We start from the raw sequence: 13,671 nt of genomic DNA on the forward strand, positions 1-13,671 counted from the left end.
GATGCACATACATTTTTTAGGCACAGGGGCTGGATTACCTAGTAAAGATCGTAATGTTACATCGATCGTACTAGACTTGTTACAAGAGCGTAATGCTCTTTGGATGTTTGATTGCGGTGAGGGAACTCAACACCAAATTTTACATACCACAATCAAGCCAAGGAAGATAGAAAAAATATTCATTACCCATTTACATGGAGATCATATCTTCGGGTTACCTGGTTTGTTAAGCAGTCGATCTTTTCAAGGTGGAGAGGAACCAGTAACCATTTACGGTCCTTCAGGAATTAAACAGTTTATAGAAACTGCATTAACAGTTAGTCAATCAAAACTATCCTATCCCATAATTATTGAGGAACTGAAAGAGGGGCTTATTTTTGAGGATGATCAATTTGCTGTCTCTGTAAAAAAATTAGACCATGCAATTGACAGCTTTGGATTCCGCATTGATGAAAAAGACAGTCAAGGTCCATTATTAGTAGATAAATTAAAAGAAGCAGGTATTACACCTGGCCCCATCTATCGGCAATTCAAAACGCATGAAACAGTTAAACTGTCCAATGGTAAAACAGTTCAATCCAAAGACTATATTGGAGAACCTAAGAAAGGAAGAAGTGTTGCCATTCTAGGTGATACCAGGACTAAAGAAGAATATGCTACTTTTGTTCAAAATGTGGATCTATTGATTCATGAAGCTACTTTTAATCAGGAACAGGAACAACTGGCATATAATTACTTTCACTCCACAACAGCACAAGCTGCAAAAACCGCACAAAAAGCAAATGTTAAGGAATTAATCCTTACACATATATCATCGAGGTTTCAACTGGATGAGGTGGATCAATTACTATTAGAGGCTAAGCAATATTTTGAACAAACTGTTATCGCACATGATTTTTATTCAACTTCTATAAAGTGAGACTATGATCAGTGCGGGTTTTTCCCTCCACTGATCATTAGCGAAACTTCAGTTTGCTAGCTCACCTGGCCACTCAATTAGCAGTAATAGGATCTTAATTTAGCTCACCTAAATATTGAAACAGGTCTAACTGGTAAGTAATATCCTCTTTCTTTACGGCGTTTTGTACAGTGATACCTAGTAATCTAACTGGATCAGCATTCCAATGTTCTTCTAATAACTGCTCACTGTAAAATAATATATCAGAAGACTTTTCAACGTACTGATTCAATTTCATTCTCCTTGTGATTGTCATTCTATCACTGTAGCGGATGGTTAACTGGATGGTATCACCTACTGCTGACTTTCGATGCAGACGCTTTTCAACACTTTCCGAAAGAACTCGTAATTGTCCAAGTAGTTGCTCATAATCAGAAACATCAACTGGGAAAGTCTGAGAGCTTCCGATACTTTTAAAACTGCTCGCTCTTTCTGGATCAACTGGACGTGGGTCTTCTCCCAACGCCCTCGTTTTTAACCTCTCCCCATTCACTCCTAATAATCCTTTTAACAGCAGTGTATCTGTTTCCACTAAATCTTCAATTGTTTCGATCTGGTATTTCTTTAATTTTTCGGCTGTTTTATTTCCAATCCCATACATTTCTTCAATTGGCAACGGCCATAGCTTAGAGGAGACATCCCTTTTTCTTAATATCGTAATACCGTTTGGTTTTTTCATATCTGAAGCCATTTTCGCCAGAAATTTATTAGGTGCTATCCCGATACTACAAGGTAAGTGTAAATCATTTGCGACATGTTGTTGAATAGCATCAGCAATATCGAGCGGATTACCTAGATCATAGCTGTCTGTAATATCCAGAAATGCTTCATCAATCGAAACAGGCTCCACATATGGTGTATAATCTTCCAAGATACGAAAAATTTGATTGGAAACTTCTCGATAACGATCAAAATTTGGTCTTTTTACAATCAATTGAGGACAATGTTTCTTCGCTTCCCAAAGAGACATCGTTGTTTTTACACCTTTACTTCGTGCTTCATAACTACTTGTAACCACAATTCCTTTACGTTCATCAGGATTACCGGCAATAGCAAGCGGCTTACCTTTTAACTGTGGATTATCTGCTATTTCTACCGATGCATAAAAGCTATTCATATCAACATGTAATATCACACGGCCGTTTTTCGGATACCATGATTTCATATCATCACGCTCATTCAGCTGATTTTTTAACGATTTCATATAATAAAACAGGTACCTCTGTTAAATCTGAAATATTAATCCTTTCATCTTTCGAATGAATATTTTCGTAGCCTACAGCTAAGTTAACTGTTGGAATTCCCTTTCCGGATAGGTGATTTGCATCACTGCCACCACCACTTACCTTTAATGAAGGGGTCTTGCCCACTGCTTTTACAGCATCTTTAGCTACTTGTACGACTTGATCCTTTTCTGTGAATCGATAATTAGGATACATGGGTTTAACCGCAATATCAACAGTTCCACCCATTTGTGAAACAGTTTCTTCCAGCGCATCACACATTACATTCACTTGTCTATCTAATTTATCCTTTGATAAAGACCTTGCTTCTGCAACTAATAACACTTGTTCACAGACTACGTTCGTTGGCCCTTTCCCTTCAAAACTGCCAATGTTTGCAGTAGTTTCTTCATCAATTCGACCTAATGGCATCTTCGTAATTGCTTTAGCAGTCATACTTATCGCAGAAATTCCTTTTTCTGGATTCACCCCAGCATGTGCAGCTTTTCCTTGTATAGTGGCATATAGTTTTGCTTGTGCTGGTGCAGCAGTAATAATAGTTCCAACCTCCCCATCACTATCCAGTGCATAACCGTACTCCACCGGTAATTGTTTAACGTCAAATTGTCGGGATCCTACAAGTCCAGATTCTTCCCCACTCATAATCACAAAATAAATATCACCATGTTCTATCGGATTTTCCTTCATGATATAAATAAGCTCTAAAATAGCTGATATTCCAGCTTTATCATCCGCACCTAAAATAGTTGTTCCATCTGAATAGACGATATTATCACGTATTTCTGGCTGAACCCCTTCGCCAGGAGCAACAGTATCCATATGTGCGGTAAAATAAATAGCCGGCATGTTTTTATTTGTTCCTTCTAGTCGCGCTATGATATTACCTGCTTCATGTCCTGTTATTTGATTAGTTTGATCTTCTTTTACTTCTAACGCTAATTGCTGAAAATGATTGATTAAATAATCAGCTATTTTTCTTTCTTTTCCCGTTTCGGAATCAATTTTTACTAACTCGAAAAATTGGTTAACAATACGTTCTTGATTGATCAAAGTTTATACCCCTTTTCTTGATATGTACTTGTCCATTCTTTTAATTAGTTGTAAAATATAGTTTAGTATTGCTCATAAAGGAGGATTTAATATGGCATCTAAACGTGAAAAACGAATGAAACTGGTTATATATATTATGATTGTAGCAATGGTATTATCAACTTTAACAGCAGGTTTAGCAATGTTTGTTAACTAATTTTGATTGATTATCTTTCTGCTGAATGACAAATTTAAACCCGTTTCATTCGTGATTGAAACGGGTTTAAAACTTCTCAGGCTAAGTTATGTAATCTCGAGATTACACTTCCTCACAATACTGATCAAACAATCCTTGCAGTTTATTCACTACTTCTACTGGACTATGCCCTTCTATTTCATGTCTTTCCACCATTTTCAAAATTTGCCCATCTTTTAATAAAGCAAATGATGGTGAGGATGGCTCATAACCTTCAAAATATTGACGTGCTACTTCTGTTGCTTCTCGATCCTGTCCAGCAAAAACTGTCACTAGCTGTTCTGGTCTTTTATCATAATGAATAGCACTAGCTGCTGCAGGTCTTGCAACACCACCTGCGCATCCGCATGTGGAATTTACCATTACTAATGTGGTACCACTTTTAGATAAAGCTACTTTCACATCTTCAGGTGTTCTAAGTTCTTCAAATCCTGCTTGTGTGATTTCGTTTCTTGCTGATTCCACTATATCTCCCATAAATAAGTTAAATTCCATTTTGCTCGCCCTCTCTAAATAAAGTACTTTCTTAAATAGTAACAATTGACATCAACTTTTTCAATTAACTGAACTTTTAGTCTTAATAATAGGCAGTGTTATTTTAAATGTCGTTCCTGAAGAATCACTGGAAACAACAGAAATATCGCCTTGATGATTTTTAATAATTCTACAAACAACATTTAATCCTAATCCGGTTCCGTTAGATTTAGATGTAGAGAAAGGTTCAAACAAGACATCTTTAACAGAATCTGGAATACCTGATCCTGTATCACTTACATAAATATGGTATTTGTTATTCTCCACTTTACTCTCTATTTTTATTGTACCGCTGTCCCCGATTGCATCCATACTATTTCTGAGAAGGTTTAGGAACACCTGCTTGAACTGCTTTTGATCCGCGAGTATGAATTCATCTGTAATGTCTGTAACAATATTAATATTTTTGGCTTCTAATGAACTATACATAAGCGGTAGCAATTCTTCTAGTATGTTTTTCAATAATAACATATCTTTTTCTGGCTTTTTATGATTTGACATTAATAACATTTGTTCCACAATAGAATAAAGTCGGTCAATTTCTTTCATCATTAGATGGAAGTTGAATTTTTCCATTTCCTCTTTCGACATCGATTCTTTCATAAGCGTTAAGAAACCATGAATAACTGTTAACGGGTTTCTTATCTCGTGAGCTGAGCTAGCAGCCATCTCCCCAACTAAAGCAAGTTTTTCTGACTGAATGATACGGTTTTCCAGTTTCGTTGATTCAGTAACATCAATAAAGAAAAGGATTTTTCCTGTTGTCATTTGATGACGACCTTTTAGCTTACTTTGTGAAACTAGTAATACATATTCTTTATTACGAATAGTAATATGAAGCTTTTTATTTTGGAAACACTCATTAGAAATAAGCATTTTTAGAATAGGATATTTATTTTGCTTTTCGATAATATCCTGATCTGTAATGATTTCATTGCTCAAATCAAATAAATCACGAACATATGAATTTGCTAAATATTCATCGGCATTATTGTCATACGTAATAATACCTACAGGCAACGAGTTTAAAATTTGTTCATGCTTCATTTTATCAGAAATAATTTGGTGGAACGACTGTTGCAAACTGGCGGACATTTGGTTGATTGACTTTGCTAGACTTTGAAATTCTAACTGAGTAGTACTAGAAACAGTTTCTCCATAATTACCATTTGCAATTTTGTTTACCTTCGTTACCATAGATTCTATAGGCTTTGTAATACTCTTGCTCATTTTAAATGAAAAATATAAGGAAATTAAAATGCCAACAATAGTAATGATAAGTAAAAAGTATAAGGACTTTTCAATAATTTCGGGATATGTATTTGTATTTTGTTGTAAAGAACTGTACTCTTCATCTCTCTGTGTAATGATTGTTTCCTTAAGTGATTCTAGAACAGGTAAGTATTCTGATTCAATCACATTTCTAGCTGCCTCTACTTCCCCATATTCAAGTAAGCCAAATACTTTATTGGTAACAGTAAAATCTAATAGCATGAGTTGCTTATGTATACTTTCAATGCTATCTGGTATTGGAATTTCTTCTGCTAATTCCAGACTACTTGTGGCAACTTCATTCTCTTCAAATTCCTGCTGAAAATCATGTTCAAAATCTGTATGAGAGTAACTGAGAACAATTTGTTTTTTAATTGCTAGTTCCTGTTCCCATTGATTTAACCAAACGATTTCAGGTAGATTTTCATCCTTGATAGTATTCGTTACATCACTTACTTCTTCAATCGATTGAATTAATAGAAGCGAAAAACCACTAAAAATAACCATCACAGTAAGGAGAATACACAGTAATTTATTGCGTAATGAAAATTTTTGAAAAAAGGAAATCATTTGGCATTTCTCCTAACATCAGCTAAATTATTGGGGAATTTTATAATTGGTTGCTTCTTCGATTAATTCAATTTCATCTTCTGAAAACATAGGACCAAATGGCGCTATACCATAAACTCCATCACTATCATCCAAGTATTTCTTTTCAAACTTAATTCCTTCTTCACTTAGAAAATCTTCCAATATAGCATTATAAGCCATTGGGACGTTATTTAAAACACTAGTAAGAACCTTATTTTCAGCCATATAAGATTGATCTTCTAAATAACCTATCGTGTATACACCTTGCTCTTTTGCATAATTAATAACTTCTTGATTATAGCTGTTCCCTTTCGTATAGATGACATCTACACCTTGATCTATTAATTCAGCGGCAACTAATTTTGCGGCTGATTTACTTGTTCTTTCAGGGACTACTTTATAAAACAATTCTACTGAATCATCAATTAATCCAATTCCTTTCGGAAATCCCCAATCCTTATGGCTATTATCAACAGCATCTATTAGTCCAATTTTATTCGACTTTGTTTTTAATCCAGCGGCCATACCTGCAATTACTTCTATTTCATTTTGATTAAAAGTATAAACAGCAAGGTTTTTCGCAATATTATCACCATGCAATGTCACAAATTGAACATTTTTATACTGATTTATAATTCGGTAAAATGGTTCAGAAAATTCTCTACCATGTCCGATAATTAATTCGTAACCTTCTTTAACATACTGTTCGACAAGGGAAGATGTATCTCTTTCTGCATTGACTTCTCCTAGAACTTCAGCAGTTACATTATACTCTTCTTCAATAAGGATTTTTCCTTTATAAGCTAAGCTTCCCCAGCTTTGATCATTTAATCGGTCAGTCGTTAAGATTAATACTTTAGTAGGAGCTGTTTCAGAAGCATTCATATTATTCATTATCTGATTAGATTTAAACACTAAAAAAATAACAAAGATCGATACCACAATCAATGTAATTGCTAATATGTATTTTACTTGTTTTTTTGCTTCCATATGCCCTCATCCTTATTCATAGTAACAAGTCTATTATACATAAAAAGACAAGTTTTGAACACACTTTTACAATTTTCATTCATTTTCGACATATTACTCAGAAAAATAATAGTCATATCGACAAAGTAGACGAGCATATAGTTAAACGATATCGGATTTAAAAGCGACAAGGGAGGAGAGTAATGCATTGAATATATCATTGTTTGAAGGAATCGATTGGATCAGTTTATTACAAATAATCTCAATTGATATAGTATTATCAGGGGATAATGCTTTAGTTATCGCGATGGCAACAAAAAATCTCCATAAAAAGAATCAAAACAAAGCTATTTTAATTGGTGTTGCTGGAGCTATTATCCTTAGAATTATCTTTGCGACTGGAATTATTTATCTGCTGAAATTCCCACTAATTTACCTTATAGGTGGTATTTTATTAATTTGGATCGGTTATAAGATTTTAATAAAAGAGGAGGAAGCACAAGAAATCACGTCACATCATTCTTTATACAAAGCAGTAATGACCATTATTCTTGCGGATGTCATCATGAGTTTAGACAATGTTGTAGCAATTGCAGGTGCTTCCAAAGGTAGTGTTACATTACTGGCGTTGGGTGTTATCGTGAGTATTCCGTTAATGATATTTGGAGCTAAATTTATAGTTCATCTTCTAAAACGTTACCCCTATCTCATGTATATCGGATCAGCTATTTTAGTTTACACTGGTGTTGATATGCTGGTACATGAGCCATTTGTTTATCAGTTTTTCCAATTGAAGTCCGGACTGATTACTGTTTTATTAAGTGTTATAGTCACGATCGGCGTAATAGTTTCCGGTTATATTACCAATAAACAAACTGAGTAAATTTTTTAATAATTGACCGTTCCTTTCTTAACTGGTGCTTTTTTATGAACAACTGGGACATTCCATTTCCATTTGACGGCTAAGATACGAATGGTTAAGGTCACCGTTAGACAAATATATAAGCTAATCGTTGGTGACAGCAATTCATATGTGGTGATTAATGCAATAGAACCGGCAATCGAAGCAATCCCGTATATTTCTTTACGAAATACGAATGGAATTTCTCGAACAAACACATCTCGTAAGACACCACCGCCAATTCCTGTTACTAATCCCATTGCTACAATAAGGAATGGCTGAGAATAATCAAGACTAATGGCAGCATTGGCACCTACAGCCGTAAAAACACCTAATCCAATCGCATCTGAGAACGTGATTCCATGTTCAAATTTGTCGATTTTGTCATAAAATAATATGGTTGCCAAGCTTGCTAGTAAACTAACTAAAAAATACTGCGGATCAGCTAGATTAGTTGGTGGTATATTACCGATCATCAAGTCCCTGATAACACCACCAGCTAATGCTGTAGTCAATCCTAATAAAATAACACCAAATATATCTAAATTTTTTTTGATGGCGATTAGAGATCCAGAAATAGCAAACGCTATTGTTCCAATATAAACAAATGCTTCAATTAAAAACATGGCTATCCCCCACTTTTCGTAGATGAAAATATACGTTTTCTTCTATACCAAGTAACTTATAACTTATCAAAAAACCATTGTAACACTAATCCTTGAATAATAACACCAAATATGGATGTTATCGTTAATAACAAAAGACTAGGAAAATGGTTGATACTTTCCAAGCTATTCGCAAAAATAAATAAGTGTTGCAAAACGATAAAAAATGCATCATGCCAAAATTCTAATTTGTTCCCCATTTTCCAGATAATAATCGTTTCAATTAGTAACAATGCCAGTACTGACAATATTAGTATCATTTTTTCAACCGATAATGTCAATATGGTAACTATTACTAATAGAATCATGTGACCATGTCATATATCAATCTAGCTTTTTGCTGCATTATTATTATCATTATCTATTAGCGAAACTTGAATTAACTCGATAATAACCATTGCATTTTTTTGCTAGAAAATATCTGGTATCACCGTTTTTCTCCATAAAATTTCACTCACTTTATAGTGACACAACTAAAGGGAAACCTCTATATCAATCACAGGTTTCCCTTACTTTATTTAGTATAATGTTTTTAGACAAAAAATGAAACTACTTTTTACAATTTTTAATAAATTGGTGTTGTCTCACTCGATATATTCTCTAATATCGCTTTAACATGCGACATAAACGCCCCACAGATTACACCATCTAAAACTCGATGATCTAATGACAAACATAGGTTTACCATATCACGAGCCGCGAACATATCGTCAATAATGACCGGGCGTTTTACAATGGATTCCACTTGTAAAATTGCTGACTGTGGATAGTTAATAACACCCATTGATTCTACAGAACCGAATGATCCTGTATTATTCACCGTGAATGTCCCATCTTCCATATCCTCTTTCGTTAACGTCCCCGTTCTTGCTTTATTGGAGAGCTGAGCAATTTCTTTGGCTATACCTTTAATACTTTTCTCATCCACGTTTTTGATTACTGGGACATATAATTCGTGTCCGTGAGCTACTGCAATCGACAGGTTAATTTCATTACGCTGAATTATTTTGTCTCCTGCCCAGCAACTATTTAGTTCAGGGAATTTCTTCAAGGCCTTCGCCACAGCATTTAAGAAAAAGGCAAAGTAAGATAAGTTGTACCCTTCATTTTCCTTAAATTTATCTTTCTCAGCATTTCGGTATGAAACCAGATTGGTAACATCAACCTCAATCATCATCCAAGCATGTGGTATTTCCGTTTTCGACCTCACCATATTTTGAGCAATTGTTCTTCTTAGACCTGTCACTGGTATTTCACGATCACCAGGTTTCGCTTGAACAGGTTTACGACGAATAATTGGTGGAGTAAATTCTTCCATTTCTTCCTGCTCTGTCGGACTCTCTTGTGTTGACACTGGTTCAGCATTGTTTATGGTTTCTGTTTGTCCGCCTGCAATCAATTTTTCAATGTCTTTTCTGGTTATGCGGCCTCCTTTACCTGAACCGGTTACCGTACTTAAGTCTATTTGATGCTCTCCTGCTAACCGCATGACTACTGGAGAATAACGGGCTTTCATATTTTGTTCTACCGACGGTTCATCATCTGATTCTGGTGCAGGAGATGAGGATGCCTGCTCGCTCTCTTCACCTTCTGCCTCGATGTAGCACATCAATTGACCGACTTCAATTGTTTCTCCTTCTTCAGCAATCAATTCTTTAATAACACCAGAATAAGACGAAGGCACTTCTGCGTTTACCTTATCTGTCATTACTTCTGCGATTGCATCATATTTCTCGACATAATCCCCAGCCTGGACAAGCCAGGTACTAACTGTTCCTTCTGTTACGCTCTCGCCAAGCTGAGGCATATTAATACGTTGCACCGTCAACATTCTCACTCCTTCTTAAAATTCCGCTAAATCGCGAATAGCTTGTTCAATCTTTTCAGCATTTATCATAAATTCTTTTTCTAATGGTGGTGCATATGGCATTGCAGGTACTTCTGGCCCCGCTAATCTATGAATCGGCGCATCCAAATCAAACAAGCAATGTTCACTTATGATAGCAGAAACCTCTCCTATTATACTGCCTTCTTTATTATCTTCAGTGACTAATAACACTTTACCTGTTTTAGAAGCTGCGTCAATAATCGTTTGTTGATCCAGTGGATATACCGTTCGTAAATCAAGAATCTCGGTATTAATGCCTTCTTGCTCCAGCTTTTCTGCTGCTTGTTTGGTGAAATGTACACATAACCCATACGTAATCACCGTTACATCATCACCTTCACGAACGGTGTTTGCTTTACCGATTGGCACGGTATAATCTTCTTCAGGTACCTCTTCTTTCAAAAGACGATAAGCTCTTTTATGTTCTAGGAATAACACTGGGTCATCATCTCTAATAGCAGCTTTGAGTAATCCCTTTACATCATATGGAGAGGAAGGCATTACAATTTTTAACCCTGGCTGATTTGCAAAAATAGCTTCTATTGATTGTGAGTGATAAAGTGCTCCGTGTACTCCTCCACCATAGGGTGCTCTTATTGTTATCGGACAATTCCAATCATTATTAGACCGATATCGAATACGCGCAGCTTCAGAAATAATTTGATTAACGGCAGGCATAATAAAATCAGCGAATTGCATTTCTGCAACAGGACGCATACCATACATCGCTGCTCCAATTCCAACACCTGCTATAGCAGATTCAGCAAGAGGTGTGTCTATCACTCGTTTCTCTCCAAATTGATCATATAAACCTGATGTTGCTAGGAAAACACCACCTCTTTTCCCCACATCTTCACCAAGAACAAATACTTTCTCATTTTGTTCCATTTCTTCTTTTAATGCTTGATTAACTGCCTGGATATACGTCAAAACAGCCATTAGTGATCCCCCTTTTCACCATAGACATAATTATTAATTGTTGAAACATCTGCATACGGTGCGTCCTCAGCATATTCTGTCGCATCATTTATTTCTTTTTTTATTTCCGACTCTAAATCGTCATTTATCGTTTCAGTAAGATATCCCTTTTCAAACAAGAAGTTTTTGAAACGTTCTAAACCATCTTTTGATTTTTCGTTCGTTACCTCATCTTTTGTTCGATAAGTCATGTCATCATCATCACTGGAATGAGGTGTTAAACGATAGGACACGGCTTCAATCAATGTAGCCCCTTCTCCATTTAAAGCACGTTCATGTGCTTCTTTTACTGCTTCATATACTTCGATCGCTTCATTTCCATCGACTTTAATTCCTTTTATCCCATAGCCAATAGCCCGGTCCGAAATATTTTCACATGCTACTTGTTTATTTAGAGGTACACTAATGGCATACTTGTTATTTTCCACCATAAAAATAACAGGTAATTTGTGAACACCAGCAAAATTCAATCCTTCATGAAAGTCACCTTGATTCGAAGAGCCTTCCCCTAAAGTGACAAACGATACCGCAGGGTTATTTTCCATTTTTGCAGCTAAGGCAAAACCTGCAGCATGAGGTACTTGAGTCGTTACAGGGGAAGAGCCAGTAACAATACGGTTCTTTTTCTGGCTAAAGTGACTTGGCATTTGTCGACCGCCTGAGTTTGGATCTTCACCTTTGGCATACGCCTGTAAAAATATTTCTCTTGTAGTCATACCGAAATGGATGACAACACCGAGATCACGGTAATAGGGTAATACGTAGTCCCGCTCTTTGTTCAAGGCAAATGACGCCGCAATCTGCATTACTTCTTGCCCTTGACAGGATACAACAAACGGAATACTTCCCGAACGATTTAATAACCACATTCTTTCATCAATTCTTCTTGCTAATAACATCTCACGATACATTGCCAGTAAGGTATCTTTATCGTTTTCTAATGCATAATTTTGATTAACCATGAATTTTCCTCCCCTCGACTGCTAATGCAGCCTCTCCAATAATTTCACTTAAAGATGGATGCGGATAGACGACCTCAGATAATTCTAAAGCCGAACCATCGAAATATTTGGCAGTACTTGCTTGTCCAATTAATTCTGTTACTTGCTCTCCAATCATGTGGATACCTAAAATATCATTTGTTTGCTTATCTATAATTATTTTGGTAAAACCTTCTGTATGACCATTCACATGCGCTTTTCCAATTGCCTGAAGTGATACTTTTTCGACACGATAGTCATATCCTTTGTGTTTTACTTCGGCTTCTGTATAGCCAACCATCGCTATTTCAGGACTTCCGTAAATACATGACGGAATTTCCTGTTGACTTATGGAGCTGCTTCTAATTCCCGCAATATGTTCGACTGCTTTCTTTCCTTCATAAGTCGCAACATGTGCAAGCTGTTTACCTCCATTTACATCACCAATTGCATAAATGTGGCTCTCTTTAGTTTGAAAATGTTCATTGACCTCAATAAACCCTTTTGGATCAAGTTGGATGTCTGTGTTTTCTATTCCAATTTTTTTAGTATTTGCTTGTCTTCCCACTGCAATCAGTAATTTTTCGGCTGATATATTATGTATTTCATGTTTTTGTTGATATCTTACTTGTATTTCAGGCCCTATTTCAAATGAACCAGGATCTATTTTGGCTTGTTCAAGGATAGTAATTCCTTTCTTTGTTAATATTCGTTTGAATTGTTTCACAATATCATGATCAAAAGTCGAAAGTATCTGATCTTGTGCTTCCATTATTGTTACTTTTACACCCACATCATGTAAGAAAGAAGCCCATTCCAATCCAATAACCCCGCCACCTACAATGATGATCGATTTTGGTAATGCACTCATTTCTACTAAGTCATCTGATGTAACGATATGCCTATGATCTATTTCCATATCAGGCAGTATACTTGGTGAAGACCCCGTTGCGATAATTACGTTTTTAGATACTAATATATCATTTTCTCTTTCATCTCCATATTCTACAGAAATTGACCCAGCAATTGGCGAAAAGATAGAAGGACCTAATATACGACCAAAGCCCTCATATACATCGATTTTATTAGTGTGTACTAAATGTTCGACACCTTGATGTAAAGCGTTGATTACCTTTCCCTTCCGTTCCATTGCTTTGTCAATATTAAATGTTGGAGCTGTCGTTTCCACTCCAAAATCAGCAGCATTTATTACTTGTTGATAAACGGCAGCACTTTTCAGTAAAGCTTTCGTGGGAATACATCCTTTGTGTAAACAGGTTCCACCAAGCTTTTCCTTTTCAACAATTGCTGTTGTTAAACCTAATTGAGCAGCTCGGATTGCTGTAACATAGCCACCTGTGCCACCACCAAGAATAACAAGATCATAATTTAATGCCATATAAGCC

At 35.8% G+C, this 13,671-nt stretch carries 13 protein-coding genes and 1 pseudogene; 3 read left to right on the plus strand and 11 right to left on the minus strand.

Annotated features, from left to right (window positions below; genetic code table 11):
* Nucleotide 1 precedes the first annotated feature (1 nt).
* Complete coding sequence (gene rnz, locus J5J03_RS07595) at nucleotides 2-919, plus strand: ribonuclease Z (RefSeq protein ID WP_208588229.1); 918 nt, start codon at nucleotides 2-4, stop codon at nucleotides 917-919.
* Between the two features lie 112 nt (nucleotides 920-1,031).
* Here rnz and J5J03_RS07600 read toward each other — a convergent pair.
* A pseudogene (locus tag J5J03_RS07600) lies at nucleotides 1,032-2,123 on the minus strand (DNA polymerase IV); the annotation flags it as partial.
* A gap of 10 nt (nucleotides 2,124-2,133) precedes the next feature.
* Nucleotides 2,134-3,252, minus strand: a complete 1,119-nt coding sequence (locus J5J03_RS07605; RefSeq protein WP_208588231.1) for a M20/M25/M40 family metallo-hydrolase — start codon at nucleotides 3,250-3,252, stop codon at nucleotides 2,134-2,136.
* A 91-nt stretch (nucleotides 3,253-3,343) separates the two neighbouring features.
* Here J5J03_RS07605 and prli42 point away from each other — a divergent pair, with 91 nt between their 5' ends.
* Entirely contained in the window at nucleotides 3,344-3,448 is a 105-nt protein-coding gene (gene prli42, locus J5J03_RS07610) for a stressosome-associated protein Prli42 (protein ID WP_018931637.1), read from the plus strand.
* A gap of 102 nt (nucleotides 3,449-3,550) precedes the next feature.
* Here prli42 and J5J03_RS07615 read toward each other — a convergent pair whose 3' ends face one another.
* Genes J5J03_RS07615 through J5J03_RS07625 form a run of 3 tightly spaced genes read right to left on the minus strand, consistent with a single transcriptional unit; the run spans nucleotide 3,551 to nucleotide 6,874 of the window.
* A complete protein-coding gene (locus J5J03_RS07615; protein WP_208588232.1) occupies nucleotides 3,551-3,982 on the minus strand; it encodes a BrxA/BrxB family bacilliredoxin in 432 nt (143 codons plus the stop codon).
* 60 nt (nucleotides 3,983-4,042) lie between these two features.
* On the minus strand, nucleotides 4,043-5,863 hold the full coding sequence (locus tag J5J03_RS07620) for an ATP-binding protein (protein WP_208588234.1): 1,821 nt from the start codon (nucleotides 5,861-5,863) through the stop codon (nucleotides 4,043-4,045).
* Between the two features lie 27 nt (nucleotides 5,864-5,890).
* Complete coding sequence (locus tag J5J03_RS07625) at nucleotides 5,891-6,874, minus strand: BMP family ABC transporter substrate-binding protein (protein WP_208588240.1); 984 nt, start codon at nucleotides 6,872-6,874, stop codon at nucleotides 5,891-5,893.
* Nucleotides 6,875-7,061: 187 nt separating this feature from the next.
* On the opposite strand from J5J03_RS07625, the gene J5J03_RS07630 reads away from it, so the two are divergent.
* Nucleotides 7,062-7,736: a TerC family protein gene (locus tag J5J03_RS07630; protein WP_208588241.1), complete on the plus strand. Its 675-nt coding sequence runs from the start codon at nucleotides 7,062-7,064 to the stop codon at nucleotides 7,734-7,736.
* Between the two features lie 5 nt (nucleotides 7,737-7,741).
* Here J5J03_RS07630 and J5J03_RS07635 read toward each other — a convergent pair whose 3' ends face one another.
* The 6 genes from J5J03_RS07635 to lpdA all read right to left on the minus strand — a co-directional run bounded on the left by J5J03_RS07635 (nucleotide 7,742) and on the right by lpdA (nucleotide 13,664).
* Nucleotides 7,742-8,380, minus strand: a complete 639-nt coding sequence (locus J5J03_RS07635; RefSeq protein ID WP_208588245.1) for a trimeric intracellular cation channel family protein — start codon at nucleotides 8,378-8,380, stop codon at nucleotides 7,742-7,744.
* Nucleotides 8,381-8,436: 56 nt separating this feature from the next.
* Nucleotides 8,437-8,727 carry a hypothetical protein gene (locus tag J5J03_RS07640; RefSeq protein WP_208588247.1) on the minus strand — a complete coding sequence of 97 codons (291 nt, stop codon included), beginning with the start codon at nucleotides 8,725-8,727 and terminating at the stop codon, nucleotides 8,437-8,439.
* Nucleotides 8,728-8,984: 257 nt separating this feature from the next.
* On the minus strand, nucleotides 8,985-10,250 hold the full coding sequence (locus tag J5J03_RS07645; RefSeq protein WP_407927824.1) for a dihydrolipoamide acetyltransferase family protein: 1,266 nt from the start codon (nucleotides 10,248-10,250) through the stop codon (nucleotides 8,985-8,987).
* Nucleotides 10,251-10,262: 12 nt separating this feature from the next.
* The gene (locus J5J03_RS07650; RefSeq protein WP_208588249.1) at nucleotides 10,263-11,246 is read right to left on the minus strand and encodes an alpha-ketoacid dehydrogenase subunit beta; all 984 of its coding nucleotides are present in this window, start codon (nucleotides 11,244-11,246) and stop codon (nucleotides 10,263-10,265) included.
* Nucleotides 11,246-12,247: a thiamine pyrophosphate-dependent dehydrogenase E1 component subunit alpha gene (locus J5J03_RS07655; RefSeq protein WP_208588251.1), complete on the minus strand. Its 1,002-nt coding sequence runs from the start codon at nucleotides 12,245-12,247 to the stop codon at nucleotides 11,246-11,248. The genes J5J03_RS07650 and J5J03_RS07655 overlap by 1 nt, the downstream gene beginning before the upstream one ends.
* Nucleotides 12,240-13,664 carry a dihydrolipoyl dehydrogenase gene (gene lpdA / locus J5J03_RS07660; RefSeq protein ID WP_208588253.1) on the minus strand — a complete coding sequence of 475 codons (1,425 nt, stop codon included), beginning with the start codon at nucleotides 13,662-13,664 and terminating at the stop codon, nucleotides 12,240-12,242. The genes J5J03_RS07655 and lpdA overlap by 8 nt, the downstream gene beginning before the upstream one ends.
* Nucleotides 13,665-13,671: the final 7 nt, after the last annotated feature.

Source organism: Gracilibacillus suaedae, assembly GCF_017599345.1.
Taxonomy (GTDB): Bacteria; Bacillota; Bacilli; order Bacillales; family Amphibacillaceae; genus Gracilibacillus; species Gracilibacillus suaedae.